Origin of the sequence: Neoroseomonas alkaliterrae (genome assembly GCF_014199195.1) — a bacterium.
GTDB classification, from domain to species: domain Bacteria; phylum Pseudomonadota; class Alphaproteobacteria; order Acetobacterales; family Acetobacteraceae; genus Neoroseomonas; species Neoroseomonas alkaliterrae.
The window spans coordinates 1-26,427 of the sequence record NZ_JACIJE010000012.1 but is presented as its reverse complement, the minus strand read 5'-3'; the positions used below and the strand labels follow the sequence as shown (position 1 = coordinate 26,427).

The 26,427-nt window shown below is 72.5% G+C and carries 25 protein-coding genes; 12 read left to right on the top strand and 13 right to left on the bottom strand.

Annotation, left to right across the window (positions count from 1 at the left end; all coding sequences use genetic code 11):
- Positions 1-51: 51 nt before the first annotated feature.
- The 3 genes from FHS88_RS17680 to FHS88_RS17670 are packed head-to-tail and all read right to left on the bottom strand — an operon-like array spanning position 52 to position 2,591.
- Entirely contained in the window at positions 52-933 is an 882-nt protein-coding gene (locus tag FHS88_RS17680) for a class I SAM-dependent methyltransferase (protein WP_184486802.1), read from the bottom strand.
- A gap of 48 nt (positions 934-981) precedes the next feature.
- Complete coding sequence (locus FHS88_RS17675; RefSeq protein ID WP_184486801.1) at positions 982-1,326, bottom strand: DMT family protein; 345 nt, start codon at positions 1,324-1,326, stop codon at positions 982-984.
- On the bottom strand, positions 1,323-2,591 hold the full coding sequence (locus FHS88_RS17670; RefSeq protein WP_184486800.1) for an AmpG family muropeptide MFS transporter: 1,269 nt from the start codon (positions 2,589-2,591) through the stop codon (positions 1,323-1,325). Before FHS88_RS17670 ends, FHS88_RS17675 begins: the two co-directional genes overlap by 4 nt.
- 109 nt (positions 2,592-2,700) lie before the next feature.
- Here FHS88_RS17670 and FHS88_RS17665 point away from each other — a divergent pair, with 109 nt between their 5' ends.
- Positions 2,701-3,240: a Yip1 family protein gene (locus tag FHS88_RS17665; RefSeq protein ID WP_184486799.1), complete on the top strand. Its 540-nt coding sequence runs from the start codon at positions 2,701-2,703 to the stop codon at positions 3,238-3,240.
- Here the strand turns inward: FHS88_RS17665 and FHS88_RS17660 are convergent.
- The 3 genes from FHS88_RS17660 to FHS88_RS17650 form a co-directional block, all read right to left on the bottom strand.
- A complete protein-coding gene (locus FHS88_RS17660) occupies positions 3,237-4,001 on the bottom strand; it encodes a maleate cis-trans isomerase family protein (RefSeq protein ID WP_184486798.1) in 765 nt (254 codons plus the stop codon). The genes FHS88_RS17665 and FHS88_RS17660 overlap by 4 nt on opposite strands.
- 33 nt (positions 4,002-4,034) lie before the next feature.
- Complete coding sequence (aqpZ, locus tag FHS88_RS17655) at positions 4,035-4,727, bottom strand: aquaporin Z (protein WP_184486797.1); 693 nt, start codon at positions 4,725-4,727, stop codon at positions 4,035-4,037.
- A gap of 89 nt (positions 4,728-4,816) precedes the next feature.
- Positions 4,817-6,403: a bifunctional metallophosphatase/5'-nucleotidase gene (locus FHS88_RS17650; protein ID WP_184486796.1), complete on the bottom strand. Its 1,587-nt coding sequence runs from the start codon at positions 6,401-6,403 to the stop codon at positions 4,817-4,819.
- Between the two features lie 134 nt (positions 6,404-6,537).
- Between FHS88_RS17650 and FHS88_RS17645 the strand changes: the two genes are divergently transcribed.
- The 6 genes from FHS88_RS17645 (at position 6,538) to FHS88_RS17620 (ending at position 11,178) form a co-directional block, all read left to right on the top strand.
- Positions 6,538-7,449, top strand: a complete 912-nt coding sequence (locus FHS88_RS17645; protein WP_184486795.1) for a TSUP family transporter — start codon at positions 6,538-6,540, stop codon at positions 7,447-7,449.
- Positions 7,446-8,213 carry a TIGR02186 family protein gene (locus FHS88_RS17640; protein ID WP_184486794.1) on the top strand — a complete coding sequence of 256 codons (768 nt, stop codon included), beginning with the start codon at positions 7,446-7,448 and terminating at the stop codon, positions 8,211-8,213. Before FHS88_RS17645 ends, FHS88_RS17640 begins: the two co-directional genes overlap by 4 nt.
- Positions 8,214-8,221: 8 nt before the next feature.
- On the top strand, positions 8,222-8,728 hold the full coding sequence (locus tag FHS88_RS17635; protein WP_184486793.1) for a universal stress protein: 507 nt from the start codon (positions 8,222-8,224) through the stop codon (positions 8,726-8,728).
- Positions 8,729-8,807: 79 nt separating this feature from the next.
- On the top strand, positions 8,808-9,377 hold the full coding sequence (locus FHS88_RS17630; RefSeq protein ID WP_184486792.1) for a NifU family protein: 570 nt from the start codon (positions 8,808-8,810) through the stop codon (positions 9,375-9,377).
- Positions 9,378-9,577: 200 nt separating this feature from the next.
- Positions 9,578-10,186, top strand: coding sequence for a malonic semialdehyde reductase (locus FHS88_RS17625; protein ID WP_184486791.1), 609 nt, complete (start codon positions 9,578-9,580; stop codon positions 10,184-10,186).
- A 116-nt stretch (positions 10,187-10,302) separates the two neighbouring features.
- Positions 10,303-11,178, top strand: a complete 876-nt coding sequence (locus FHS88_RS17620; RefSeq protein WP_184486790.1) for a DUF6683 family protein — start codon at positions 10,303-10,305, stop codon at positions 11,176-11,178.
- Positions 11,179-11,218: 40 nt separating this feature from the next.
- Here FHS88_RS17620 and FHS88_RS17615 read toward each other — a convergent pair whose 3' ends face one another.
- The 4 genes from FHS88_RS17615 to FHS88_RS17600 all read right to left on the bottom strand — a co-directional run bounded on the left by FHS88_RS17615 (position 11,219) and on the right by FHS88_RS17600 (position 17,040).
- On the bottom strand, positions 11,219-12,796 hold the full coding sequence (locus FHS88_RS17615; protein ID WP_184486789.1) for an ABC transporter substrate-binding protein: 1,578 nt from the start codon (positions 12,794-12,796) through the stop codon (positions 11,219-11,221).
- A 624-nt stretch (positions 12,797-13,420) separates the two neighbouring features.
- A complete protein-coding gene (locus FHS88_RS17610) occupies positions 13,421-14,614 on the bottom strand; it encodes an MFS transporter (RefSeq protein WP_246420217.1) in 1,194 nt (397 codons plus the stop codon).
- A gap of 204 nt (positions 14,615-14,818) precedes the next feature.
- Positions 14,819-16,120, bottom strand: coding sequence for an FAD-dependent oxidoreductase (locus FHS88_RS17605; RefSeq protein ID WP_184486788.1), 1,302 nt, complete (start codon positions 16,118-16,120; stop codon positions 14,819-14,821).
- The gene (locus FHS88_RS17600; protein ID WP_184486787.1) at positions 16,117-17,040 is read right to left on the bottom strand and encodes a 3-hydroxyacyl-CoA dehydrogenase family protein; all 924 of its coding nucleotides are present in this window, start codon (positions 17,038-17,040) and stop codon (positions 16,117-16,119) included. Before FHS88_RS17600 ends, FHS88_RS17605 begins: the two co-directional genes overlap by 4 nt.
- 154 nt (positions 17,041-17,194) lie before the next feature.
- Here FHS88_RS17600 and hemJ point away from each other — a divergent pair, with 154 nt between their 5' ends.
- From hemJ to FHS88_RS17575, 5 genes are all read left to right on the top strand, one after another.
- The gene (gene hemJ / locus FHS88_RS17595) at positions 17,195-17,647 is read left to right on the top strand and encodes a protoporphyrinogen oxidase HemJ (protein WP_184486786.1); all 453 of its coding nucleotides are present in this window, start codon (positions 17,195-17,197) and stop codon (positions 17,645-17,647) included.
- A 336-nt stretch (positions 17,648-17,983) separates the two neighbouring features.
- A complete protein-coding gene (rho, locus tag FHS88_RS17590) occupies positions 17,984-19,258 on the top strand; it encodes a transcription termination factor Rho (protein ID WP_184486785.1) in 1,275 nt (424 codons plus the stop codon).
- Positions 19,259-19,379: 121 nt separating this feature from the next.
- Positions 19,380-19,934, top strand: coding sequence for an HD domain-containing protein (locus FHS88_RS17585; protein WP_184486784.1), 555 nt, complete (start codon positions 19,380-19,382; stop codon positions 19,932-19,934).
- A 122-nt stretch (positions 19,935-20,056) separates the two neighbouring features.
- Positions 20,057-20,404: a hypothetical protein gene (locus FHS88_RS17580; RefSeq protein WP_184486783.1), complete on the top strand. Its 348-nt coding sequence runs from the start codon at positions 20,057-20,059 to the stop codon at positions 20,402-20,404.
- Positions 20,405-20,510: 106 nt separating this feature from the next.
- Positions 20,511-21,083 (top strand): nucleotide exchange factor GrpE, encoded by a 573-nt coding sequence (locus tag FHS88_RS17575; RefSeq protein WP_184486782.1) that lies wholly within the window; start codon positions 20,511-20,513, stop codon positions 21,081-21,083.
- Between the two features lie 499 nt (positions 21,084-21,582).
- Here FHS88_RS17575 and dnaJ read toward each other — a convergent pair whose 3' ends face one another.
- The 3 genes from dnaJ to FHS88_RS17560 all read right to left on the bottom strand — a co-directional run bounded on the left by dnaJ (position 21,583) and on the right by FHS88_RS17560 (position 26,300).
- Positions 21,583-22,743: a molecular chaperone DnaJ gene (gene dnaJ / locus FHS88_RS17570; protein ID WP_184486781.1), complete on the bottom strand. Its 1,161-nt coding sequence runs from the start codon at positions 22,741-22,743 to the stop codon at positions 21,583-21,585.
- 449 nt (positions 22,744-23,192) lie between these two features.
- Positions 23,193-25,115 carry a molecular chaperone DnaK gene (gene dnaK, locus FHS88_RS17565; RefSeq protein WP_184486780.1) on the bottom strand — a complete coding sequence of 641 codons (1,923 nt, stop codon included), beginning with the start codon at positions 25,113-25,115 and terminating at the stop codon, positions 23,193-23,195.
- 324 nt (positions 25,116-25,439) lie between these two features.
- Positions 25,440-26,300, bottom strand: a complete 861-nt coding sequence (locus FHS88_RS17560) for a hypothetical protein (protein ID WP_184486779.1) — start codon at positions 26,298-26,300, stop codon at positions 25,440-25,442.
- Positions 26,301-26,427: the final 127 nt, after the last annotated feature.

Below are 26,427 nucleotides of genomic sequence, written 5' to 3'. Positions count from 1 at the left end.
CCGATCAGCGGCCGAATGAGACGACGCGTTGCATTGGACGCAAGCCAGCCGTCATGCGGGATTGCGCAGCACGAAATGGGACGAGAGGATTGCGAGGTCGCGGTGATCCCGCGCATCGAAAGGAGGCGCGAGCCGCATCCGCGCGAGGTCGGCAAGGCTTGCTTCGTCCGGGACGCCCTCCGAGAGCACGACTTCCCATCCCGTCCGACGGAACATGTCCAGATAGTCCGCGTGCCGCAGACGATTGTTGTATCCGTAGTGATTGAGAGCGGCGAAGCGCTCGACCAGGCTGCCCGATCGCCAAGCCAGGAACGCCACCCGGCTGCGCTGCGGATTAATGTGTGCCCAATGGTCGCCGTTGTCCACGGTGTGGCACATCCAGCCACCGGGCCGGACTATCCGGCGTGCCTCGCGGAGAAATTCCTCGATCTCGGCCGGCCGGACATGTTCGAAGACGCAGCGCGAGAACAGGCCATCGGCGCTGGCCTCGTCGGCGAGGGAGGGCCGCCAGGGCGCGCGGTACTCGTAACGAAGCGGCCGATCCAGCGCGTCGGCGGTCTCGCGTTCCGTCAGCCCCAGTCCTTGACTGACCAGAGGCAGCCGCCGGCGTACCGCGCCGACGGCAATGTCCAGCCCGGAAGGCAGCAGGAGCGCCTCGGTGTCGGTCAGAATGAAGCGTTCGAATCCGGCGGCCGCGTAGATGATTGGAATGATCGGCAGCCAGCCTGTCCCCATTTCCAGGACGGTGCCGGTGAACGGCACCCCCGCCCGGCGCAGAAGGGCGATCTGATGAAGCCCGTCGGCAACCGCATAACGCGCATTCCTGCCCTCGCCTGATGGGGGGCGGAGCTTGCGCTTGAGCGCCCGGAGCTGGGCAGAGAACGGCACCTGCGAATAGAGGGTTCCGCGCAGGATCTGCAGCCTCCAGTGCATTCGTTTCCCTCCGGACGGGCGGCGAGCCCGGCTGCCGATATTGCCTGCTCACTCCACCGGCAGGAAGATGAACACCACCGCCGCCACGAGGCACGCCCCGGCGGCGAGGAAGTTCCAGCGCAGCGTCTCGCCGAGATAGAGCACGCTGAATACGGCGAAGACGGCGATGGTGATGACCTCCTGCATCACCTTGAGCTGCTGCCCGGTGAAGGTGCCGAAGCCGATGCGGTTGGCCGGCACGGCGAGGCAGTATTCGAAGAAGGCGATCCCCCAGGAGACCAGCACCGCCATCCACAGCGGCCAGGACGGCGCCTTGAGGTGCCCGTACCAGGCGAAGGTCATCAGGATGTTCGAGGCGATCAGCAGCAGCGGGGTTGCGATCCAGGGGCTCATCTCCGGTCCTCGGGCGGTGCGGGGGGCGGCAGGTGCCTGAGCAGCCACAGCATGATCGCCATGGCCGGCACTGCGGCGAAGGTCGTCATCAGGAAGAAGGCCGGCCAGCCGAGCATTTCCGCAAGCCAGCCCGAACTCGCGCCCAGCGTGCGCAGCGGCACGGCGGCGAGGGAGGAGAGCAGCGCATACTGCGTCGCCGTGAAGGCGCGGCTCGTCAGGGCCGAGAGGTAGGTGATGAAGGCCGCATCGGCGAGCCCGTCGGTGAAGTTCTCGATCCCGACCTGGGCGAACAGCCAGCCTATGTCGTGCCCCGCGTAGTAGAGGGCGACATACATCAGGTTCGACAGCATCTGGCCGAGGCCGGTCAGGATCAGCGCCCGCGCGGTGCCGATCCGCGCGACCAGCCAGCCGCCCGCCAGCGCCCCGGCGAGTGTCGCGAACAGCCCGAAGACCGAGGAGACCGAGGCGACCTCGAGCCGCGAGAAGCCGAGCGCGCGGTAGAAGGAGGGCGTCATGATCCCGGCCAGCGCCTCGCCCAGCTTGAACAGCGCGACGAAGGCGAGGATGACGAACCAGTGGCGCCGGCGCACGAAATCCGCGAAGGGCTCGACCACCGCGATGCGCAGCCGCGCGCCCCAGCCGGGCGGGGCTTCGGGCGGGGGGCGGCCTGGCTCGGGGGCAGCGATGGTGGCCGCGAAGCCCACCCCGATCATCGCCGCGCACATGGCGAAGGCGAAGGACCAGCCGCCGAACTCGGCCATGGCCAGCGCCCCGCCCCCGGCCGCGAGCAGCGCGCCCCGATAGCCCCAGACATAGCAGGCGAGGCCGTAGCCCTGCTCGCGCTCGGCCAGCGCCTCGATGCGGTAGGCATCCACCACGATGTCCTGGCTCGCGGAGAGGAAGGCCACTGCGACGGCGACCATGACGGTGAGGGTCGCATCGGCCGCAGGGTCGGTCAGGCCGAGGGCGAGGATGGCCAGCGCGAGCGCGGGCTGGATGCTCGCGAGCCAGCCGCGCCGCCGCCCCCAGCGGCGGAAGAGCGGCGCGGCCGCATGGTCGAGCACCGGCGCCCACAGGAATTTCAGGGAATAGGCGAGCCCGATCAGCGCCGTCAGGCCGATCGCGGCCAGCGAGACGCCGGATTCGGCGAACCACTGGCGCAGCGTGAAGGCCGTGAGCGGCAGCGGCACGCCGGCCGAGAAGCCGAGCGCGAGCAGCACCAGGAAGCGCCGGTCGCGCCAGCGGAGCGGGGCCGATTCGGGCATCGGCGCAGGCTGGCAGATGCCGGCGGCGCGGAGAAGCGCGGCGGGCTTGCCCCGACGCGCTCCGCCTGCGCAGTATCGGCCGGGCAATGAACCACCCGAGGGGGGCGGCATGAACGAGCTCATCGCGCGCGTGAAGGGGATGATCCTCGCGCCCGATCAGGAATGGCGGACCATCGCGGCCGAGCCGGTGGAACTCGTGCCGGTCTTCACGCGCTACGTGATGATCCTCGCCGCCATCCCGGCCATCGCCGGGATGCTGCTGATGATGGCCCTCGGCTTCTTCTTCGGCGCGATCACCAACGCGATCGTCAGCTACGTGCTGGCGCTGATCGGCGTGATCGTGATGGCGAAGATCATCGAGGCGCTGGCGCCGAGCTTCGGCGGCCCGCAGGACGGCCAGGCGGCGCTGAAGCTCGCCGCCTTCTACCCGACCGCGGCCTGGGTGGCGGGCGGGGCCATCATCATCCCGATCCTGGGCGGGCTGGTGGCGCTGGCAGGCGCGATCTACGCCCTCTACACCCTCTATCGCGGCGTGCCGATCGTCATGCGCGTGCCGCAGGAGAAGGCGCTGACCTTCACCCTGGCGGTGATCGGCGTCGCCATCCTGGTCTATCTCGCGGTCTGGCTGCTCAAGAGCATCTTCATCTAGGCGAGCGCGAAGAGCCGCCCCGCGCCCGGGATCCGCTCGGCGATCCCGGCGCGGCGCAGCGCGTGCCAGTAGGTCACCGGATTGGTCGCCAGCACCGGCTTGCCGAGCGCGGCCTCCGCCTCGCGCGCCACCGCCGCGAAGGGCAGGTTGGTGCCGACCTGCAGGATGGCCTGCACGTCCGGCCCGTCGAGGTCGCGCACCGCCTCGCGCAGGCGCTGCGCCGTCACGCGCCCGATCGCCGCGGGCCCCGGCGCGCGCAGGCCGAGCACGCGCGGCACGGCGATGCCCGCCTCCTCGAGGAAGGCCTTCGCCGCGGCGTCGCCGGCGGGGAAGAAGGGCGTCAGCAGCGCGACGCTGCGCACGTCGAGGGCGGCGAGCGCGGCGAGGCTCGCCTGGGTCGGCGCGCTGACCGGGCAGCCGATGCGCGCCGCCGCCTCGGCCAGCAATGCCTCGCCCGCCGCGCCGCCGCCGACGAAATTCTCCACCATCACGCCGATCACGACATGCCCGGGCCGCGCCGGCGCCAGCGTGTCGAGCGCGCCCATCAGCCCCGCCACCATCGCCGCGCGCACCACGGCCGCATCGGCGTCCGAGGCGACGGCGGCGTCGGGGTTGGCGATGCGCGCGGTGGCGTTGATGACGCCATGCGGGCGGAGGTCGTCCATCTCCGCCTCGGTGGTCACGTTGGTGGCGGGCACCACCACGCCCATCAGCAGGCGCGGGGCGAGGGTGGGATGCGGGTTGAGCGGCGGGGCGTCCATCGCCGCGAGCCTGCCAGCCCTCGCGCGTGCCGCCTACTGGCGGTCGTCCGGCCAGAGGGTGCGGGAGGCGACGCCGGCCAGCACCGCGCCGAGGATCGGCGCCACCCAGAACAGCCAGAGCTGCTGCAGCGCCCAGCCGCCCACCACCAGCGCCGGGCCCGTGCTGCGCGCGGGATTGACCGAGGTGTTGGTGACCGGGATCGAGATCAGGTGGATCAGCGTCAGGCCGAGGCCGATGGCGATGGGGGCGAAGCCCTTGGGCGCCTGCGGATGCGTCGCGCCGAGGATGATGACGAGGAAGAAAAAGGTCATCACCACTTCGGTCAGCAGCGCGGCGTTCATCGAATACTTGCCGGGCGAATGCTCCCCGAAGCCGTTGGCCGCGAAGCCGCCCACCTCGAAGCCCGGCTTGCCGGTGGCGATGGCCCAGAGGATGCCCGCCGCCGCGATCGCGCCCAGCACCTGCACGAAGATGTAGGGAATGGCCTGGCTGCCCGGGAACCGCCCCGCCGCCACCAGGCCGAGTGTCACCGCCGGGTTCAGGTGGCAGCCCGAGACATGGCCGATCGCATAGGCCATGGTCAGCACGGTCAGCCCGAAGGCGAAGGAGACGCCGAGCAGCCCGATCCCGACCTCCGGGAAGGCGGCGGCGAGCACGGCCGAGCCGCATCCCCCGAGCGTGAGCCAGAGCGTGCCGATGAACTCGGCGGCCAGTTTCGGTGCCATGCGGCGACCTCCCCACGGGCGTCTTGCCCGCAGCGAGGATAGCCCGAGGGCGATCCGCCTCCGCAACCGCTTCCTGCGGCGCGCGGGGCTCAGCGCACGGCGATGCGCCCGTCCAGCCGCACCGCCGCCGCGCGGCCCGAGGCGATGAAGTCGGCCAGCGCCTCCTCGAGCAGCACGCCGCCGTCATAGGGGTCGAGGGCGCGGTCGCGGAACGCCGCGTAGCCGTCGCCGCCGCGGCGCATGAAGTCGTTGGTGGCGACGCGATAGACCCGGCCGGGGTCGAGCGGGACGAAGCGCCCGCCCTCGGCGACCTCGACCCCGCGCAGGCGCGCCCCGGGCGGCGCCGTCGGGTCCCAGGCGAAGCGCAGCCCCGCGACCTGCGGGAAGCGGCCCGCCGTGCCGGCGCCCTGGGACAGCCCGTTCTCCAGCGCCGCCGCGACATCCGCCCCGCGCAGGCCCATCAGCGCCAGCGTGTTGCCGAAGGGCAGGGTGGTCAGCACGTCGCCATAGGTGACCGCGCCGCCGGGCAGGCCTGCGCGCAGCCCGCCGCCATTGGTGATGGCGATCTCCGCCCCCTGCGCGCGGGCAAGCAGCGCCTCGGCGACGATGTTGCCGAGCAGGCATTCCCCGCGCCGGCATTCCGCATTGCCGAGCGGCGCGGGCAGCGTGCCGACCACGCGCCGCCGCGTCTCCTCGAGCGGGCGGGCGAGTTCGGCGATGAGGGCGGCGACGCGGGCATCCTCCGGGAAGGCGGTGCCGACCGGCGCGCAGGCCCCGCCGGTCGCCGCCACCCGCCCATCCGCGGCGAGGTCGAGGTCGAGCATGCCGAGGAAGCGGCCATAGGCGCCGGTCTGCACGATCCGCACCGCGCGGTCCCGCCCGTCCACGAGCAGCGGGGAGGGACCGTCCGCATCCGGCTCGGCGGCGAGCAGCGTGTGCGAATGCCCCCCGATGATGACGTCCACCCCGCCCGTGGCCTGCGCCAGCGCCCGGTCGGCCTGCAGCCCGCTGTGGGAGAGGAGCACCACCGTCGCCGGCCCCCCGGAGCGGATGGCGGCGACGGCGCGCGTCACCGCCTCGGCCGGGTCGGTGAATCGGAGATTCGGGCCGGGGGAGGAGAGCAGCGGCGTCTCGGGCGTGGTGATCCCGATGAAGGCGATGCGCGCGCCGCCGCGGCGCGTCTCCCACCACGGGCGCAGCCTGCCGGCCAGGGCGGGTTCGTCCCGCGCCTCGATATTCGCGGCGAGGATGGGGAAATCCGCCCCTTCGACGAAGCGGGCGAAATTGGCCGGGCCGTTGTCGAATTCGTGGTTGCCGGGCGCCATGGCCTCGCAGCCCCAGGCCTTCATCACCGCGAGCTCCGCCGCGCCGCGATGCTGCGTGTAGAACAGGCTGCCCATGAACTGGTCGCCGGCATCCACCGCGACCACGCCGCGCCCGGCGGCGGCGGCCTCGGCCCTGGCGGCCGCGATGGCGCCGGCCAGGCGCGCCGAGCCGCCGAGGCAGGGCGCGTCGGCCCGGCAGGCCGCCCCGGTCGCGCGCGCCACCGGCTCGTGCCGGCTGTGGAAGTCGTTCACATGGACGAGGCGGATGCGGTGCGCCGTCTCGGCGCGCGCGGCGCGCAGCGCGGGGGCGGCGAGGGCGGCGGCGAGCAGGGCGCGGCGGCTGGGCATCATGCGGGCGGGTCCCGGATGGTGGGGCGGCTGCCGCAATCCTGCCCCGTCCGGGCGCGATTGTCCCTTGTCCCTCGCGCCGCCCGGGTTCAAACCCTGTGGCACCGAGGATTCGCAGCAACCGGGGCCGGGACGCGGTGCAGGTCTACCTGCCGATCGCCGAGATGAGTGTGGATGCCCTGCTGCTGCTGGGCATCGGCTTCGGCGTGGGCTGGCTGTCGGGGCTGTTCGGCGTGGGCGGGGGCTTCCTGCTGACGCCGCTGCTCATCCTGATCGGCATCCCCTCCCCCGTGGCGGTGGCCTCGGGCGCGAACCAGACCCTCGGCGCCTCGGTCTCGGGGCTCATCGCGCAATGGCGGCGCGACAACGTGGATGCGCGCATGGGCGTGGTGCTGCTCGCGGGCGGCTTCGCGGGGTCGGCGCTCGGCGTGCAGCTCTTCGCGGCGCTGAGGCGGGCGGGGCAGGTGGACCTCGCGGTGGCGCTCTTCTACGTCGTCGTGCTCGGCATCGTCGGGCTGCTGATGGTGCGCGAGAGCGTGCGCGCCATCTTCCGCCGCCGCGCCGGCATCGCGGTGGCCAAGGCGCACGAGCACACCTGGCTGCACGGCCTGCCCTTCAAGGTGCGGTTCCGCAAGTCGCGCCTCTACATCTCGGTCGTGCCGCCGCTGCTGGTGGGCTTCGGCATCGGCATCCTCTCCGCCGTGATGGGCGTGGGCGGCGGCTTCATGCTGGTGCCGGCCATGATCTACCTGCTGGGCATGCCGACCTCGGTGGTGATCGGCACCTCGCTGTTCCAGGTCGTGTTCGTCTCGGCCAACGTGACGCTGCTGCAGGCGCTGCAGGTGGGCAGCGTGGACATCGTGCTGACGCTGCTGCTGCTGGCCGGCGGCGTGGCCGGGGCGCAGTTCGGCGCCGCCATGGGCACCCGGCTGCGCGGGGAGGAGACGCGCGCCCTGCTCGGCCTGCTGGTGCTGAGCGTGGCGCTCGGCCTGCTCTACGACCTCGTGCGCGCGCCGGAGAACCTGTTCTCCATCGGGCCGGTGCCGTGAGGCGGCTCGCGGCGCTCGCCCTGGCGGCGCTGCTCGGCCTCGGGGCGCCGGCTGCCGCGCAGGCGCCCGGGGCCGCGAGCACGCCGCAGCTCACCGCCGACATCTCGACCGACCGGGTGGAGATCACGACCGGCTTCACCGGCGCCTCGGTGATGGTGTTCGGCGCCACCGAGCGGCTGATCGGCCCCGAGAGCGGGGAGGATGTGGTGATCGTCGCCTGGGGCCCCTCCCAGCCGGCGGTGGTGCGGCGCAAGGTCAATGTCCTCGGCTTCTGGGTGAACGGGCCGGCCGCCGTGTTCCCCGACATCCCCGGCTTCTACGCGCTCGCCTCGACGCGCCCGGTCTGGGAGGTGCTGCCCGAGGATGTGCGCCGCGCCGCCCGGCTCGGCCTCGATGCCCTGCCGCTGCGCGCCGAGGGCGCCCAGGCCCCGGCCTTCCGCGCCGCGCTGCTCGAGCTCAAGCAGCAGGACGGGCGCTGGCAGGAATACGCCGCGCCGGTCGCGCTGGCCGGCGGGCGGCTGTTCAGCGCCCGCGTCTCCTTCCCCGACACGGTGCAGACCGGCGACTACCGCGTCGAGGTGCTGCTGGTGCGCGAGCGGCGCATCGTCGCGCGGCAGGAACTCTTCCTGCGCGTGGACCGGGTGGGCACCGCGGCCTCGATCGCCTCGGTCGCGCGGAACGCGCCGCTGCTTTATGGTATCGCCTGCATCCTGCTGGCCGCCCTGGCGGGCTGGCTCGGCAGCGTCCTGTTCCGCCGGAGCTGAGGACCGACATGCCCGGAAGCGAGGAAGCCGCCGCCGCCGCGACCGCCGCGAAGCGCGATCGCATCTTCCTGGTCGTGGTGGACGACAGCCCCGAGCGCGCGGTGGCGCTGCGCTACGCCTGCCTGCGCGCGCGCAAGGGCGGCGGCCGCGTCGCGCTGCTGCGGGTGATCGAGCCCGCAGGCCTCGTCGAATGGGCCGGCGTCGGCGCCATGATGCAGGAGGAGCGGCGGCAGGAGGCCGAGAAGCTGCTCGGCGGCCTCGCCGCCGAGGTGAACGAGATCACGGGCGGCTTTCCCATCCTCATCATCCGCGAGGGCGAGCCGCGGGACGAGCTGCTGGCGCTGCTCGAGGAGGATCCGCGCATCTCGATCCTGGTGCTGGCCATGGCGCCCGGCAGCGGCGGGCCGGGCCCGCTGATCACCGCGCTGACCGGCCGCTACGCCAGCCGTCTGACGGTGCCGATGACGCTGGTGCCCGGCACGCTGGACGAGAAGGAACTCGACCGGATCACCTGAGCCGGGCCTCGCAGAGTTGCGCCGCGCGTCAAACCGGACCACATAGGTCGGGTATCCATTCCCTGCGCGGAACCCCGCCATGTTCATCGAGACCGAGGCCACCCCGAACCCCGCCACGCTGAAGTTCCTGCCCGGGCGCGACGTGCTCGGCAGCCGCGGCACGGCGGATTTCACCTCCGCCGCCGAGGCCGCCGGCCGCTCCCCCCTTGCCGAGCGCATCTTCCAGGTCGGCGATGTCGCCCGCGTCTTCCTCGGCGCCGATTTCGTCACCGTGACCAAGGTGCACGACGCCGACTGGACGCTGCTGCGCCCGCGGGTGCTGGGCGCGGTGATGGAGCATTTCCTCTCCGGCATGCCGGTGCTCGAGGCCGGCGAGGCCGAGGGCGAGCACGGCGACGACTACGACCCGGCGGACCAGGAGATCGTGGCGCAGATCAAGGAACTGCTGGACACCCGCGTGCGCCCCGCGGTGGCCGGCGACGGCGGGGACATCGTGTTCCGCGGCTTCCGCGACGGCATCGTGCGGCTGCACATGCAGGGCGCCTGCTCGGGCTGCCCCTCCTCGCGCGCCACGCTCAAGCACGGGGTCGAGAACATGCTGCGCCACTACGTGCCGGAGGTGGTGGCGGTCGAGCAGGTGGAGGCCTGACGCCCCGCCGTCATTGGCGCGGGTGATCGCCGCCATTCCCGGCCGGGCATGGCGGCGCGGCCCGAGGCGGCCATATCCCCACCCATGCCGCGGGGCCGGCCGGACGGCCGCGCGCGAAACCGGAGCCTGACGCCCGGCTGGCAAGGGCCCAACCCTTGCCGGCCGGGGGCCAGGCCCCTCAACCAGGCTGGATGACCGACATGGACGCGACCACCGCGAACGAGACCCTCGACGACCGTGCCCTCGACCGCCTCTTCCGCGAGGCGCGGACCCACAACAAGTGGACCGACCGGCCGGTGCCGGATGCGAAGCTGCGCGAGCTCTACGACCTGCTGAAATGGGGGCCGACCTCGGCCAATGCCTCGCCCGCGCGCTTCGTCTTCGTGCGCACCCCGGAAGGCAAGGCGAAGCTCAAGCCCGCGCTCTCGGCCGGCAATGTCGAGAAGACGATGACCGCGCCGGTCACCGTGATCGTCGCGCACGACCTGAACTTCTACGACAGGCTGCCGGAGCTCTTCCCGCACGCGCCGGATGCGAAGACCTGGTTCACCGGCTCCTATTCCTTCGCCGAGCAGACCGCCTTCCGCAACGGCTCGCTGCAGGGCGCCTACCTGATTCTCGCCGCGCGCGCGGTCGGCCTCGATGCCGGGCCGATGAGCGGCTTCGACAACGCGAAGGTGGACGAGGCCTTCCTCGCCGGCACCAACTGGAAGTCCAACTTCCTGGTCAATCTCGGCTATGGCGACCCGGCCGGACTGTTCCCTCGCAACCCGCGCCTGTCCTTCGAGGAGGCGGCGCGCCTCGAATAGGGCGCGCGCGAATCCGGGCGCCGAAACGCTTCACGGCGTGTGACGCGCCCGGCTTGAATCCGCGCGGCGGAAGGCCGATCCTCCGCCGCGTCAGTCTCCTGCAAGGGGCGCGCGTCATGGCCGAACGCCTGCTGATCGCCGTGGCAGCCCTGGTAGGCGCGCTGGCCGGCCCGGGTGCCGCGAAGGCCCAGCCGGGCATGGCCGATGGCCGTCCCGCCATGCTGCCCTACGGTGTCCTTTCGCCCGACGGCTCCGCCGCGGTGGGTGCCGGGCTGCGGCTCTTTCCCGCGCCCGATCAGGCCGTGCTGGTGCCGATCACGCCGGCGCCCGGCGCCGCGCCGCAGGCGCTGCCGCCGCGCGGCGCCGTCGCCCCCGGTCCGGGGGGCGCGGGCATCGGCCCCGCCCTCCTGCCACCCACAGCGAAGCCCGAACCCCTGCCGCGCCAGACCGGCACCGGGCTCGTCCCCGGCACGACGGCCTACCGGGCCGATCCCGCCATCTCCGCGCGCATCCGGCAGGAGGTGCTCTCCTCCACCCTGCCCGGCGGGCAGGATCCGGCGCGGCTGCGCCCGGCGGTGGAAAGCGGCGCGATCTGGCGGCAGTTCGACGCGCTGCTGACGCGCCACGGCTACGATCCGCGCGACCTCGCCGATGTCGTCGCCGCCTTCTACCTCATCGCCTGGGAGGTCGCGACCGGCGGCGATGCGCTGGCGCAGCCCGCCGGCATCGCCGCGGTGCGCGGGCAGGCGCGGCAGATGCTGGCGGCCGATCCCGCCATGGCGGGCCAGACCGAGGCCGAGCGTCAGGCGACGGCCGAGCGCCTCGCCTTCCATGCCATGGCCATCGCCATCCGCCACCAGGATCTGCGCAACGCCGGCAACCGCGCCGCGCTCGCCGCCTTCCGCGAGGAGGTCGCGCAGGCCGTGCTGCGCGAGCAACGGGTGGACCTGCGCCGCTTCACCCTGGTCGCGAGCGGCTTCCAGCCGCGCTGACGCGAGGCGGGCGAAGGGTCCGGCCCTTCGCCCACCGGTCTCAGCCCCGCCGCACGTTCCACGGATAGGGCGAGGAGCCCTGCAGGATGCCCGTGATGTCCCGGCGGAAGGCCGTGCGGATGCGGAACTGGCCGAGCGGCAGGAAGGCCGCCTCCTCCAGCGCGTGCCGGCCGAGTTCGTGCGCGATCGCGGCCTGCCGCGCCGGGTCGCGCTCGTAGAGCCAGGCCTCGGCCAGTTCCTCGGCGCGCGCGCTCTCCCACCAGCCGAACCAGCCGCGCGTGCCCTGGCCGCGCACCAGGAAGGACAGCGCCGGGTTGGCCCAGGCCGTGGCCCCGCCCGTGGTGTGCAGCATGGACCAGCCGCCGCGGTCCACGGATTCGCGGTTGTTGCGCCGCTGCACAACGGTGCCCCAGTCGCTGTCGGCGAGGTCGATGTTCATCCCGATCCGCTTCAGGCGGTCTGCCGAGACCAGGCCGAGCGGGCCGATATCGGGGAAGTCCGTCGGGTTGATGATGACCACGCGCTGGCCGGCATAGCCCGCCTCGCGCAGCGCGGCGCGGGCGGCATCGAGGTTGCCGGGCATCATCGCCTCGCCCTCGTCGCGGTAATAGGGCGTACCGCGCGGCCAGAGGCTGCGGGTGATGTCCCAGTCCTCCCGCGCATCGCCGCGGGAGGCGCGCATGTAGTCCTCCTGCAGCACGGAAAGGCGCACCGCCTTGCGGATGGCGGCGTTGTCGAAGGGCGGGTGCAGGCAGTTCATGCGCATCACCGCGAGCCGCCCGTTCGGGTCCGTCACCTCCCGCCGCACGTCGCGGGAGCGCGCGAGCAGCGCGCCGAGATCGGGGTGCGGCCGCTCCCACCAGTCCACCTCGCCGTTCTGCAGGGCGGCGGCGGCGGTCGCGGGGTCGGGCAGGATGTGCCACTCGATGCGCCGGAAATGCGCGACCTTGCCGCCCGAGGTCCAGGAGGGCGGCTCGCTGCGCGGGACGTAGCCGTCGAACTTCTCGTACACCACGCGGCTGCCGGAATTGTATTCGCCGGCGATGAAGCGGTAGGGGCCGGAGCCGATCACCTCGGTGATGGCGCGGCCCGGATCGGTGCTCGCGATCCGCTCGGGCATCACGAACAGCGTCGAGGAATCCGGCTTGGCCAGCGCGTCGAGCAGGAGCGGGAAGGCGCGCTTGAGGCGGACGCGGAAGTTGCGGTCGTCCCGGACGGTCCATTCCTCGACCACGCGGGCGAGCAACTGGCCGAAGGGCTCGCGCGCGCACCAGCGGGTGATGGAGGCCACGCAGTCGGCCGAGCGCACCGGGCTGCCGTCGTGGAAGCGCAGCCCCTCCCGCAGGCGGAAGGACCAGGTGAGGCCGTCGGCGGAGACCTCGTGCCCCTCGACCATCTGCGGCTGCGGGCGGAGCTGCGCGTCCACGCCGTAGAGCGTGTCGTAGACGTGGTAGCCGTGGTTCCCCGTCACCGTCGCGGTGGTGAAGATCGGATCGAGCACCGAGAGGTTGGCCTGGGGCACGAAGCGCAGCGTGGTGGCGCGCGTGTTCTGCGCGATGGCCGGCGCGGCGGCGAGGCCGGCCGCGCCGGCGGCGAAGAGCGAGCGGCGACGGATCATGGGCGTTCTCCTCGGCGGTTCCTTCGGTGTTGGGCGCGAGCCTAGGGCGCTTTCGCCCCGGCGGGAAACCGCCCTCCCGCTGTGCCGGACCGGATGATGCGGCGCAGATCCCGCGCGCGGCGTGCCGAGGGCTGGTTCGCTCCATCGTCCCCGCCGCGCCGGAGCGAAAACGCGCCACGCGGTCTTTCGCACCGCTTGTCGGGCGTTTGCGAGCGCGCGTTGTTCCCCCTGCCCCCCCCGAACGGCGCGCGCGGCTGCGCCCGAACAGTCGCAGGCGGATCGGCCGCGACGCTGCGCCGGGCTGCGCATCGGACCGCGGCCCTTTCCGCGCCTGCTCCGGCATCAGCGGGTTCGCGGGTGGCGCGATCGGTCCCGCCGCGACGCCCCACGGAGCCGCACCGGAGACGCTCCGTGCGAATCGGCCGCGACTCGGGACCGGGGCGCGCACGGAGCGCGAACACGCTTGTGCCCGCGCCCCGGGGCGCACCACAAGCCTTTGATTTCAGGCGGCTTTGCGAATCGGGCGGCGGTCGTCAGCGATTCGTTCGCGCGACTCGGACCAAGTGCTTGATTCATCGCAACCCGGCCATCGCGATCCGGGCGCGTGAATCACCTTCCGTTCCCTCAGCCCTGTGCCGGGCGTCTCGCCAGCGACCAGGCCAGCACGGCCAGCAGCACCGCCGCCACCCCGAGCGAGGCCCCGAGCCCGATCGTCGCCGCCCCCAGGCCGAAGGCCACCGGCCCGAGCGACTGCCCCGCGAAGAAGGAGAAGGCGTGCAGCGAGACCGCGCTGCCGCGGAACTGCGGCGAGAGTTCCGTGGCCCGCGTCTGGATCGCGTTGTGGATCATGTAGAAGGCGGTGCCGAGCAGGAAGCCGGCGCCGACCGCCACCGCCAGGGCGGGCGCCAGGGCGAGCCCCGCCAGGGCCAGGAAGCCGACCCCGCCCCCGATCCGCACCACCCCCGCCTGGCCGAAGCGGCCGAGCAGCGGCCGCGCCATCGCCGCATAGGCGAGGCCGCCGATGCCGAAGGCGCCGATGGCGAGCCCCGCCTCGGTGGTGCCGCCGATGCCGCGGGCAATCATCAGCGGCGCGATGAAGGGGAAGGAGCCGAAGACGAGCGCGCCCTCGATCGCGACCGAGGCATAGAGCGGCACGGCGCTGGGGTTGCGCAGGATGCCGCGGTAGCGCCTGGCGGCGAGCACCGGGTCGTAGCGCGTGACGGCCTCGGGCGCCGCCCCGCGCCCCGCCGTCAGCAGCGCGAGCAGCCCGGCCACGGCCGCGGCGGCGCAGAGCACGAGCATGCCGCGCCAGCCCGCCACCGCGGCGACGGGCCCGGCGATGGCCCCGCCCGCGATCTGGCCGGAGATGCCGAAGACCAGCATGCGCGACAGCGCCACCTGCCGCTCCTTCAGCGGCACGGCATCGGCCATGATGGCGAGCGTCAGCGGCATCATGCCGCCCGCCGCCGCGCCGGAGAGCGCGCGGAAGGCCATCAGCCAGCCGAGCGAGGCCGCGAGCGCCGAGAGCGCGAGCATCACGCACAGCAGCCCGACGCAGACCGTCACCACCCGCCGCTTGCCGATCGCGTCCGCCACCGGGCCGAGGATGGGCTGCACCAGGGCGAAGGGCAGGGTGTAGGCGGTGCCGAGCAGCGCCACCTGGGCGGCGGTGGTGCCGAAATCGGCGGCGATGTCGGCCACCACCGGGTCGGTCGCGCGGGTGGCGAGCGCGCCGGCGAAGACCGCCGGGCCATACATCGCGAGCACCCGGCGCATGCGCGCGCGGCTGGCGGCCTCGTCGTCCGGCGGGGGGGTCATGGCCTCATGCTGCGCCGCAGCGAAGGCGGCGGCAAGGCCGCGTCCCTTCTCCGCGTGCGGCGTGCCGGAGCAGGCCGGCGCGCGGGCATGCAGGGACGCGGCGGCGCCATGCAGGCCGCGCGGGCGCCCGCTCCGCGCACAGCACGCGCGAACCGCGCCGGGCCGCCGCGAGCCGGCCGCCGCCCGGGGCGGGGCGGGCGGGCGTCACCGCGCCCGCATCGCCCGCCGGTCGCAGGCCCGCCAATAGGCCATCACCGCCGGCACCAGCCGCCGCGCCACCTCCGGCAGCGGCTGGCCGGGGAAGGGGCGGGTCGCGAAATGCGTGGCGCCCTCCGCCCGCCCCAGCATCTGCCACGCCGCCTTGCGACCGAGATAGGTCCCCATCGGCACGCCGGCGAAGCAGTAGCCGCCCGCGAACCACACCCCGTCGCGCTCCGCGAGGTGCGGATAGAGGTCGAGCGTCCCCGCGCAGCGCCCCGTCCAGGCCTGGTCCACGCGCAGCCCCGCCATGCCCGGCAGCACCGAGGCCGCGAGCGCATGCAGCGCCGCGGCGCGCTCGCGCACCGGGCGCGGCCGCACGCCGGTCTGCCCGCCGAACAGGATGCGCCGCCCGTCCGGCGAGCGGCGCGCGAAGAGGATGTCGTGGTTGGTGTCGATGAAGGTGCGGTTCGCGGGCAGGATCGCCGCGACCTGGTTGGGCGAGAGCACCTCGGTCGCGAACATCCAGGCATCGAAGGGGATGACACGGCGGCGCAGCCAGCCGGGCGCGCCTTCGCCGGTATAGCCGTTGGTGGCGAACAGCACCTCGCGCGCCAGGGTGCTGCCACGCGTGCTCGCCACCCGCAGCGCCCCGCGTTCGCCGCCCACGCCGGTGGCCGGCGTGCGCGCCAGCACCGTGACGCCGGCCGCCAGCGCGCGCTCCAGCAGCCCGGCGTGGTAGAGCCCCGGATGCAGCGCCGCGAGGTCCGGGATCAGCGCCCCGCCCGCGAAGCGGTCCGAGCCGGTCTCGGCGGCCACGCCCGCGCGGTCGAGCAGCATGTGCGCCTCGCCCAGATGCTCCTGCCTCAGCGCGAGTTCCGCCGCGAGGTCGCGCATCTGCCGCGGCGAATGCGCGAGCACCACCCGCCCGCAGCGTTCGAGATGGCAGGCGATGCCCTCGGCCTCGACCACCTCGAACACCGCGTCGTTCGCCGCCTGCATCTCGGCATAGACGGCGGCGGCCATGGCCCGGCCATGGCGGCGCAGCAGCGCGGAATAGTCGTGCTTGAGCGAACGGCCGACATAGCCGGCATTGCGCGTGCTCGCCCCCGCGCCGGGATCGCCCGCCTCGAAGACCGTCACCTGCCGCCCCGCGCGCGCGAGCACCAGCGCGGCATTGAGCCCGGTGATGCCCGAGCCGACGATCACCGCATCGCTGCGCGCCGGCACCGGCTGTTCGGGCAGGACGGGGCGCGGCGCGGCCTCCCACCAGTGCGGCGCCTCGGCGTGGCCGGGCGGCAGGCTCACCGGGCGCGGTCCGCCTTCAGCCAGCGGATCAGTTCGCGCCGCCGCGCCTCGGCCAGCGCGGCGCCGTCGCGGCGCGACCAGTCATGCACCCCGCGCCCGTTGGCCACGCCGCGCGCGCCCTGCTCCACCAGCCGCCCGATCGCCTCGGGCGGCTGCGGCTCGGCGTCGAGGTCCGGCTGCAGGAAGCGCGCGAAATGCCACATGGTGTCGAGGCCGCCGAGATCGGCCGATTCGATCGGCCCCGTCACGCCGAGCCGCCGCCCGATCGAATGCCGCACCACGGCGTCGATCGCCTCGGCCGAGGCGACGCCGCGCGCCCAGAGCGACCAGGCCTCGCGCAGGGCGGCGAACTGGATGCGGTTGCCGATGAAGCCCGGCACCTCCTTCTCGATGACCACCGGCTCCTTGCCCGCCGCGCGCAGCAGCGCGACGGTGCGATCCACCACCTCGGGCGCCGTCTCTGGCCCGCCGCAGACCTCGACCAGCGGCAGGAGCTGCGGCGGGTACCAGAAATGCGCCGCCACCATCCGCGCCCGGTGCGTCATGCGCGCCGCCAGCGCGCTCGCCGGATGGCCGGAGGAGGAGGCGAGGATGGCCGTGGGGGGCAGCATCGCGTCGAGCCGCTCGAACAGCGACAGCTTGAGCTCCATGTCCTCCGGCACCGCCTCGAAGACGAAGTCGCAGCCCTGCGCGGCGGCGAGGTCGGTGGCGGTCGAGATGCGCGCCATGGCGGGCTCGATCTGCGCCGCCTCGAACAGCCCCTCGGCCGCGAAGACGCCCATGGATTCGCGGATGCGCGCGAGCGCGGCGGCGAGGCTCGCCTCGCTCCTCCCGATCAGGCGCACCTCGTGGCCGGCCTTGGCGAACACATCCGCCATGCCGTGCCCGATGATGCCGTTGCCGAGGATCGCGATGGCCATGGCGTCCGCCTCCCGTTGCAGGCCAGCCTAGAGCAGCCTCCGCGCGCGTGGAACCGCCGGCGGCCGTGAGGGCCGGGCGCGGATGTCGCGGCAGCCGCGCCTCGGCGGGCCGCCCGCTTGCGTGCGGCGCCTGCGCGAAGCAGCATCCCGCGCCATGACGATCGACGCCCTCGCCCCCTGGTATCCGTGGATCAAGGCGGCGCATCTGCTCGGCGCCTTCGCCTGGATGGCGGGGCTGTTCTACCTGCCGCGCCTCTACGTCTATCACTGCCAGGTCGCCCCCGGCTCCGCGCAGTCCGAACTGTTCAAGGTGATGGAGCGGCGCCTGCTGCGCGCCATCATGAACCCGGCGATGATCTGGACCTGGACCTTCGGCGTGCTGCTGGTGCTGACGCCGGGCATCGTGGACTGGCGGGGCGGCTGGTGGCACGGGAAGCTGCTCGGCATCCTCGCCATGACCTGGTTCCACCACGACCTCTCGATCGCGCGGAAGCGCTTCGCGCGGGACGCCAACACGCGCAGCGAGCGCGGCTGGCGCATCGCCAACGAGGTGCCGACGCTGGCGCTCATCCTCATCGTCGTCATGGTGATCGTGAAGCCGTTCTGACCCGCGGCGCGCGGCCGGGCGGGCCCGAGGCGCGGATGTGGCCCCCCGAGACCCTCCCGCGCCGGCCCGGTGCTTGATTTTCCGCCCCCCGCGCCGCACATCCCCCGTTGACGGGCGCGCCGGGCCTCCATAGGGTTCGCGCGCTTCCCGCCAGCGGTGCGGGGCGTTCCGCGCCTGGCGCCGCCAATTCCTTCCTTATCCACGGGACTTCGCCCCTCGCGCCATCCATGGCGCGGCCCCGGGGCGAACGGGCCCGCCTGCCGCGGCCATGCCGCGCCGGCCGGCCTTCGGGAACGTCCCGGCCAATCCCCTGCTGTCGGACCGCGTCCAGGACCCATGCACCTCTCCGAACTCAAGGCCAAGAGCCCCGCCGACCTCCTCGCCTTCGCGGAGGAAGTCGGCGTCGAGAACGCCTCCATCCTGCGCAAGCAGGACATGATGTTCGCCATCCTCAAGACGCTCGCGGAGAACGAGCAGGCGATCTTCGGCGAGGGCACGCTCGAGATCCTGCCCGACGGCTTCGGCTATCTGCGCAGCCCGCAGGCGAACTTCCTGCCCGGGCCCGACGACATCTACGTCTCGCCCGCCCAGGTGCGCCGCTTCGGCCTGCGCACCGGCGACACGGTGGAAGGCCAGATCCGCGCGCCGAAGGACGGGGAGCGCTACTTCTCCCTGCTCAAGGTCAACGCGATCAACTTCGAGCCGCCCGAGGCCATCAAGCACCGCATCAACTTCGACAACCTCACGCCGCTCTACCCGAACCGGCGGCTGAAGATGGAGAACCCCGAGGTCGAGAGCGTCGCCAAGGGGCCGATGAAGGACATGACGCATCGCGTCATCGACCTGATCGCGCCGATCGGCATGGGCCAGCGCGCGCTGATCGTCGCCCCGCCGCGCACCGGCAAGACGGTGATGCTGCAGAACATCGCCAAGTCCATCACCGCGAACAACCCCGACGTCTTCCTGATGGTGCTGCTGATCGACGAGCGCCCCGAGGAAGTCACGGACATGGCCCGCACGGTGCGCGGGGAGGTCGTCGCCTCCACCTTCGACGAGCCCGCCACGCGCCACGTCCAGGTGACCGAGATGGTGCTCGAGAAGGCCAAGCGCCTCGTCGAGCACAAGCGCGACGTGGTGATCCTGCTCGACTCGATCACGCGCCTCGGCCGCGCCTACAACTCGGTGGTGCCCTCCTCGGGCAAGGTGCTGACGGGCGGCGTGGACGCGAACGCCCTGCAGCGCCCGAAGCGCTTCTTCGGTGCCGCCCGCAACATCGAGGAAGGCGGCAGCCTGACCATCATCGCGACCGCGCTGATCGACACCGGCAGCCGCATGGACGAGGTGATCTTCGAGGAGTTCAAGGGCACCGGCAACTCGGAGATCGTGCTCGACCGCAAGCTGTCGGACAAGCGCGTCTTCCCCGCGATCGACATCACCAAGTCCGGCACCCGCAAGGAGGAGCTGCTGGTCGATCGCGCCACGCTCGCCAAGATGTGGGTGCTGCGCCGCATCCTGAACCCGATGGGCACGCAGGACGCGATGGAGTTCCTGCTCGACAAGCTGAAGTACAGCAAGACGAACCAGGACTTCTTCGACGCCATGAACACCTGAGGGCGCCCCGCGCATCCGCAGCACCGGCATGCCCGCGGCGCGGCGCGATGACCCGCCGGGCGGCCGGCGTGCCGCCCCCATCGCGCGCGCTGCCCCGGCGCCGCGCCAGGACAGGAGCCGCATGAACCCGCAAGCCGACCCCGCCGCCCTGCTGCGCGCCGCGCTCTTCGCCGCGCGCGCCCATGCCACGCAGGTCCGCAAGGGCGCGGCGCGGGAGCCCTACGTCAACCACGTCATCGAGGTCGCCGCGATCCTTGCCGAGCACGGCGCCCCGCCCGAGGCGATCATCGCCGGGCTCTTGCACGACACGGTCGAGGACACCGAGGTCACCCACGAGCAGCTCGTCGCCGAGTTCGGCGAGGCGGTCGCCGCCATCGTCGCCGAGGCCACCGACGACAAGACCCTGCCCAAGGAGACGCGCAAGGCGCTGCAGGTCAGCGAGGCACCCCGGAAGTCCGAAGCCGCTCGGCAGCTCAAGCTCGCGGACAAGATCTCCAACCTGCGCGCGATTGCCGACAGCCCGCCGGCGAACTGGAACCACGCCCGCCGCACCGAATACATCGGTTGGGCCGGACGCGTGGCGGAGGGGCTGATGGGCGTCAATCCGGCCCTCGACGCGCTGTTCCGCGAGACCTACCGCGCCGCCGTCGCCCGCCTCGCGCAGGAAGCGCCCTGAGCGGGGCGCCCGCCCCCGGAAGCGGCGGGGGAAGCCGCCGCCTGCCTTCGCGGCGCCATCATCATGCCGCCGCAGCGCCGGACGGCCATGGTGCTATGCTGGCGCAACCGGGAGGACCCGCCATGCGCCGCCTGACGACCGCCCTGCTGCTGCTTGCAGCCGTTTCCGTCGCGCCGGCCTGCGCTTACGACGATTCGCCGCGCTACGGCTATGCGCCGGCCTATGGCTACGCGCCGTCCTACGGCTATGCGCCCGGCTATGCCCGCGGCTACAGCCCCGGCTGGGGCAGCCGCCCCTATTACGGCGCCCCGCCGCCGCGCGCCTGGCGCGACGACCGCTACGACCGGCGCTACCACGACCGCCGCCCCGAGTATCGCAGCGCCGATCGCCCGCAGCGCCCGCCGCCGCAGCAGGCCCAGCCGCAGCCGCGCCGGCCGCGCACGCTGCATGAGGCTCTCGCCACCCAATAGGGCGCGCCGTGCGCGGGCGCGGCTTGTCCATCGGCCGCCGGGGGCTTACGTGATGCCCTGACAAGCGGCCCCGCGCCGCGCCCGCGACATGAGACGCGATCCCGAGATGAGCGAGAAGCAGGACACCCCACCCGCCGAAACCGAGGCGGCCGAGACGGCGCCGCCCGCCGAGGACGCCCCCCGTCCCGACCCCACCCCGGAGGAGCGCATCGCCGCCCTCGAGGCCGAGGTCGCCGCGCTGCGCGACAAGTGGCTGCGCGCCGAGGCCGAGATGCAGAACCTGCGCGCCCGCACCCAGCGCGAGGTGGCCGATGCGCGCGCCTACGCCACGCAGAAATTCGCCCGCGACGTGGTGGAGGCGGCGGAGAACCTCCGCCGCGGCCTCGATGCCCTGCCGCCCAAGGCGGAGAACGAGCCCGAGGCCATCGCCAAGATCCGCGACGGTTTCGAAGGGGTGGAACGCTCCTTCCTCGGCATCCTCGAACGCAACGGCATCCGGCGCGAGGATCCGACGGGCAAGCCCTTCGACCCCGAACTGCACCAGGCCATGGCCGAGCAGCCGGCGATCGAGGGCACCGAGCCCGGCACCGTCAGCGCCTGCTGGACCCCGGCCTGGACGCTGAACGGGCGGCTGCTGAAGCCGGCGATGGTGGTGGTGGCGACCCGGCCGGCGGCCTGAGCGCCAGCCCCGTCATGCGATCCGCGGCGGATGCGGACGCGGGCCCCGTCCGCCGCGTGCATGCCCTTGGCCCGCCACGCCGCCGCTCCTCGAGGCCGGGCAGACGCTGCGACAAGCCAGGGCTCACGGCCGGGCCGCTCCGGTCTCGCGCAGGGCAGGGGCTTGGGCGGCGACGCCCGGTTCCTGCCGGCCCTCGCGGTGTCGGGCCAGGGCAGCGCCCCCGTCTGCGGCCGAAGCGCGCCGATGCCCGCGGATCCGCGGCGGGCGCAAGTCGGCCGGCGTGAGGCAGACGGCGATCAGATGATCCGCGCGCCTGCGCGGCGGGCGGCCGGCGGGTCAGGGAAGCAAACGCGGGTGATCGCGGCTTCTGGTCGGCTCCCGGTTGCCGCCGCATCGGACCATAACGGCGCCATGCGCCTGCGGCGTGCTGGCCGTGCGGGCGGGCGATCCGGTGCCCTCCGCGCAGTCCGCGCGAGGGGCCGCCGCCCGCGTCCCGGCGCTACCGCCCGAGCCCGTCCCAGAACTCCTTCACCTTGGCGAAGAAGCCCTCGCTTTCCGGGCTGCTCTTGGCGTTCTTCGCCGCCTCGGCCTCGAACTGCTCGAGCAGTTCGCGCTGCCGCGGCGTCAGGTTCTGCGGCGTCTCGACGCTCACCTGGACATACATGTCCCCCCGCGCGGCCGAACGCAGGACCGAGAAGCCCTTGCCGCGCAGGCGGAACTGGTCGCCGGTCTGCGTGCCGGGCGGGATCGTCACGCGGGCGCGGCCGCCGTCGATGCTCGGCACCTCGACATGCCCGCCGAGCGCCGCCTGCGTCATGCGCAGCGGCACGCGGATGAAGATGTTCGACCCGTCGCGCTGGAAGATCGGGTGCGGCTTGACCGCGACATCCACGTAGAGGTCGCCTGAGGGCGCGCCGCGCAGCCCGGCCTCGCCCTCGCCGGCGAGGCGAATGCGCGTGCCGTCCTCCACGCCGGGCGGGATGGTCACGTTCAGCGTGCGCTCGCGCTGCACGCGCCCCGCCCCGTGGCAGATCTTGCAGGGGTTCTTGATGATCCGCCCCGAGCCGCCGCAGGTCGGGCAGGTGCGCTCGATCAGGAAGAAGCCCTGCTGCGCGCGCACCTTGCCCTGGCCGCCGCAGGTCCCGCAGGTCTGCACCCCGGCCGAGGAGCCGCCCTCGGCGCCCGTGCCCTTGCAGGCCTCGCAGGAGACCGAGGTCGGGATGCGGATGTTCGTCTTGGTGCCGGCGAAGGCTTCCTCGAGGCTGATCTCGACCTGCGTGCGCAGGTCGGCCCCGCGCCCCGTGGCGCCGCCGCGGCCATTGCGCCCGCCGCCGCCGAAGCGGCCGAACATCTCTTCGAAGATGTCCTCGAAGGCGCCGCCGAAGGGGCTGCCGCCGCCGCCGCCGAAGCCGCCGGGCCCGCCCGGGCCGCCCTGCTCGAAGGCGGCGTGGCCGAAGCGGTCATAGGCGGCGCGCTTCTCGGCGTCCTTGAGCACGTCGTAGGCCTCGTTCAGTTCCTTGAACTTGGCCTCGGCCTCCTTGTTCCCCTGGTTGCGGTCGGGGTGCCATTTCATCGCGAGCTTGCGGTAGGCCTTCTTCAGGGCCTCCTCGTCGGCGTCGCGCGCGACGCCGAGCACCTCGTAGTAGTCACGCTTGGACATGGGTCTTGCCCTCAATCGGCGGGCGCCGCGCATGCGCGCGGCCTGCCTTCGTGCCCTGGACGGAGGCGCCGTGGATGGCCGCCCACCGGGCCGCGCCCAGCAAGGGGCGGGCATCGGCCCGCGTCGCCGCCGCGCCCGGTGCCGCCGGAGCGCGGCCGCCTGGGGTTCTGCGCGCGACGGCCGGGCGCGACGCCGCGGCGCCGTCGCATGGCGCGCCCGGCATCGTGCCGCTCGCGCGTGAGACCCCCAGGCATGCATCGCGGCGGGCCCGTGCCTGCGACAAACGGCGGCCGGCGACACGCCGCGTCGCCGCGCTCCCGGCCCCGCGCTGCGCCGCCCGCCCGCCTGTCACTGCCCGATCGCGCCTCATCCGGCGGCCCCGAAGGATGCGCCGCCCGGTCCTTGGCGGAACCGGGCGGTGCGGCTCATGCTCGGCGCGTCCTGTCCGCTCAGGACGGCTTGCGCTTGTTCGGGTCCACTTCCTCGAACTCGGCGTCCACGACCTTGTCGCCGCCGGGGCCGGAGGAACCGCCGCCCTCGCCGCCGCCCTCGGGCTTCGGCTCGGACTGCTGGGCCTTGTAGATGGCCTCGCCCATGCGCATCGCCGCCTGGCCGAGGCGCTCGCTGGCGCGCGTCACGGCCTCGGGGTCCTGCTTCTCGATCGCCGCCTTGGCGTCGGCGACCGCGGCCTCGACATCCGCCTTCTCGGCCGGCGGCACCTTGTCGCCGTTCTCGCGCAGCGTGCGCTCGGTCTGGTGCACCAGCGCGTCGAGCTGGTTGCGCGCCTCGACCAGCTCGCGCCGCTTCTTGTCCTCGGCGGCGTGGGCCTCGGCGTCCTTGACCATGCGCTCGATGTCGGCGTCCGACAGGCCGGACTTGGCCTGGATGCGGATCTGCTGCTCCTTGCCGGTGGCCTTGTCCTTCGCGCTGACGGAGACGATGCCGTTGGCGTCGATGTCGAAGGTCACCTCGATCTGCGGCACGCCGCGCGGCGCGGGCGGGATGCCCGTGAGGTCGAAGGTGCCGAGCATCTTGTTGTCGGCCGCCATCTCGCGCTCGCCCTGGTAGACCTTGATGGTCACCGCGGTCTGGTTGTCGTCGGCGGTCGAGAAGACCTGGCTCTTCTTGGTCGGGATGGTCGTGTTGCGGTCGATCAGGCGCGTGAACACCCCGCCCAGCGTCTCGATGCCGAGGCTGAGCGGCGTCACGTCGAGCAGCAGCACGTCCTTCACGTCGCCGCGCAGCACGCCGCCCTGGATCGCCGCGCCGATGGCCACGACCTCATCGGGATTGACGTTGCGCGCCGGGTCCTTGCCGAAGAAGCCCTTCACCGTCTCGATGACCTTGGGCATGCGGGTCATGCCGCCGACCAGGATCACCTCGTCGATCTCGCCCGCCGACAGGCCGGCATCCTTCAGCGCCTGCTTGCAGGGCTCGAGCGTGCGCTGGATCAGGTCGTCCACCAGGGCTTCGAGCTTGGCGCGCGTCAGCTTCATCACGAGGTGCTTCGGCCCGGAGGCGTCGGCGGTGATGAAGGGCAGGTTGACCTCGGTCTCCTTGGCGGAGGAGAGCTCGATCTTCGCCTTCTCGGCGGCTTCCTTCAGGCGCTGCAGCGCGAGCTTGTCGCCGCGCAGGTCGATGCCCTGCTCCTTGCGGAACTCATCCGCCAGGTAGTCGATGATGCGCTGGTCGAAGTCCTCGCCACCCAGGAAGGTGTCGCCGTTGGTGGACTTCACCTCGAAGACGCCGTCGCCGATCTCGAGGATGGAGACGTCGAAGGTGCCGCCGCCGAGGTCATAGACCGCGATCGTGCCGCCCTTCTTCTGGTCCATGCCGTAGGCCAGCGCCGCGGCCGTCGGCTCGTTGATGATGCGCAGCACCTCGAGGCCCGCGATCGCGCCGGCCTCCTTCGTCGCCTGGCGCTGGGCGTCGTTGAAGTAGGCGGGGACGGTGATGACCGCCTGGGAGACGGTCTCGCCGAGATAGGCCTCGGCCGTCTCCTTCATCTTGGTCAGCACCATGGCGCTGATCTGCTGCGGGGCGTAGTCCTTGCCGTCCACCTGCACCCAGGCGTCGCCATTGGCGGCCTTGGTGATCTTGAAGGGCGCGAGCGCGATCTCCTTCTGCACCATCGGGTCGTCGAAGCGGCGCCCGATCAGGCGCTTGACGGCGAAGAGCGTGCCCGTGGGGTTCGTCACCGCCTGGCGCTTCGCGGCCTGGCCCACCAGCCGCTCGCCGTTCTTGGCGAAGGCGACCATGGAGGGGGTGGTGCGGGCACCCTCGGCGTTCTCGATGACCCTGACGTCCTTGCCTTCCATGATGGCGACGCAGGAATTGGTGGTGCCGAGGTCGATGCCGATGACCTTGCTCATCCGTGTACTCTCCTCTGCGGCAGGCGGGATCGGCCCGGGATTGGCGCCGTGCCCGCCCCCTGTGCTGAACCGGCGGCGCGGGCCGCCGCGGATGGGGGTGGTTCGGGTCCCCGCATGGCGTGCGGGCCCTGACGAACGGTGATGTATTGATGCCGGTGCGCGGGGACAAGCCCTGTCGCGCGATGGCCGCGACGGTCGCGCGCCGCAACGGCGGGCCCGGGCAACACCGCGGGGCTGCGTCACCAGGCGGGCAGGCGCGGCGCGTTCCCGTCGCGGCGCGGGGCGGCGACCTCTGCCGCCCCGCACGGTCAATGGTCGGCCTTCTCAGACACCAAGGACGGACTCGTAGGTGTAGCTCACGTCGACGGCGTTCGCCGGCTGCGGATTGTCGCTGCCATCCCAAGTCAGGCCCAGGCCAGCGGGCGGGTCGTCGGGAAGGGTGCCGTTCAGGTTATTGTCCCCGAAGGCATAGAAGTTCGTGTCCTGGTTGCCACCCTTGATGATGACACCCATCAGGAGTTCGGAGGCGTCGTACTGTTCCTGCATGAAGATAGGATCATGGGCTTCCAGCCAGGCAATGATGTCGCCGATGGAGTTATCCAGGTCGTCGTCGGCGGGATTGGGCCAATTGTCGATCTTCACTGTGTAGTAGCCATCGCCCTCCGGCTTCGGCTTCTCGTCACCCGCCGTGGTGTTGAACACCAGGATCGTGTTCGAGATATCCTGGCCCCAGAGCGGGAAGTCATCGCCCGGCGGCGGCGGCGGCGGGGTGTACTCAGCCACCAGCTTCAGGCTGCCCTCGCCGTCCAGGCCGTAGCTCGTGGCGCGGAGGCCAGCATCGGACCCGGCAAGGTCCGCCACTGTAATGCCCGCCATGAATCGGGTGCCATCCACGAAATCGGCATCGTTGCCGCCCACAGAACCGAGCGCGATGGCATAGTCGTAGCCGTCGTTATTCCCCCCGTTCATGTTGTTGGACTTCGTGCCGAAGGCGCGTATGGCCCCTCCATCTCCCCCTGTATCGACAAAGAATCCGTTGAGATCAATTCTGTAGCCATCAGGCAAAGTCGTGTCGAAGCGGAAGTTCACACCACCGGTAGCGTCCTCAGCATAAACTTTCACGTCCCCAATGACGCTTCCATTCTGGTCTTTGATTTCGAACGTATAGGCGAGGATCTCTGCCACGGTTTGGTCCTCCTGTTGGTTCTCTGCCAACGTTAGGCCGCGTGGACAAACCTGATCCACAGTCGGATGGAGGCGAGTGTCGCGAAGCCGAGGAAGCTCTCGGCGGTCTGGTCGTAGCGGGTAGCGA

Coding starts and splice junctions, on each gene's coding strand:
- FHS88_RS17585 (WP_184486784.1), top strand. CDS start 19,380: ATGAACCCGCAAGCCGACCCCGCCGCCCTGCTGCGCGCCGCGCTCTTC.
- FHS88_RS17575 (WP_184486782.1), top strand. CDS start 20,511: ATGAGCGAGAAGCAGGACACCCCACCCGCCGAAACCGAGGCGGCCGAG.
- dnaJ (WP_184486781.1), bottom strand. CDS start 22,743: ATGTCCAAGCGTGACTACTACGAGGTGCTCGGCGTCGCGCGCGACGCC.
- FHS88_RS17600 (WP_184486787.1), bottom strand. CDS start 17,040: ATGGCCATCGCGATCCTCGGCAACGGCATCATCGGGCACGGCATGGCG.
- FHS88_RS17580 (WP_184486783.1), top strand. CDS start 20,057: ATGCGCCGCCTGACGACCGCCCTGCTGCTGCTTGCAGCCGTTTCCGTC.
- FHS88_RS17625 (WP_184486791.1), top strand. CDS start 9,578: ATGGACGCGACCACCGCGAACGAGACCCTCGACGACCGTGCCCTCGAC.
- FHS88_RS17635 (WP_184486793.1), top strand. CDS start 8,222: ATGCCCGGAAGCGAGGAAGCCGCCGCCGCCGCGACCGCCGCGAAGCGC.
- FHS88_RS17665 (WP_184486799.1), top strand. CDS start 2,701: ATGAACGAGCTCATCGCGCGCGTGAAGGGGATGATCCTCGCGCCCGAT.
- aqpZ (WP_184486797.1), bottom strand. CDS start 4,727: ATGGCACCGAAACTGGCCGCCGAGTTCATCGGCACGCTCTGGCTCACG.
- FHS88_RS17670 (WP_184486800.1), bottom strand. CDS start 2,591: ATGCCCGAATCGGCCCCGCTCCGCTGGCGCGACCGGCGCTTCCTGGTG.
- FHS88_RS17680 (WP_184486802.1), bottom strand. CDS start 933: ATGCACTGGAGGCTGCAGATCCTGCGCGGAACCCTCTATTCGCAGGTG.
- hemJ (WP_184486786.1), top strand. CDS start 17,195: ATGACGATCGACGCCCTCGCCCCCTGGTATCCGTGGATCAAGGCGGCG.
- FHS88_RS17660 (WP_184486798.1), bottom strand. CDS start 4,001: ATGGACGCCCCGCCGCTCAACCCGCATCCCACCCTCGCCCCGCGCCTG.
- dnaK (WP_184486780.1), bottom strand. CDS start 25,115: ATGAGCAAGGTCATCGGCATCGACCTCGGCACCACCAATTCCTGCGTC.
- FHS88_RS17630 (WP_184486792.1), top strand. CDS start 8,808: ATGTTCATCGAGACCGAGGCCACCCCGAACCCCGCCACGCTGAAGTTC.
- FHS88_RS17675 (WP_184486801.1), bottom strand. CDS start 1,326: ATGAGCCCCTGGATCGCAACCCCGCTGCTGCTGATCGCCTCGAACATC.
- FHS88_RS17650 (WP_184486796.1), bottom strand. CDS start 6,403: ATGATGCCCAGCCGCCGCGCCCTGCTCGCCGCCGCCCTCGCCGCCCCC.
- FHS88_RS17615 (WP_184486789.1), bottom strand. CDS start 12,796: ATGATCCGTCGCCGCTCGCTCTTCGCCGCCGGCGCGGCCGGCCTCGCC.
- FHS88_RS17620 (WP_184486790.1), top strand. CDS start 10,303: ATGGCCGAACGCCTGCTGATCGCCGTGGCAGCCCTGGTAGGCGCGCTG.
- rho (WP_184486785.1), top strand. CDS start 17,984: ATGCACCTCTCCGAACTCAAGGCCAAGAGCCCCGCCGACCTCCTCGCC.
- FHS88_RS17610 (WP_246420217.1), bottom strand. CDS start 14,614: ATGACCCCCCCGCCGGACGACGAGGCCGCCAGCCGCGCGCGCATGCGC.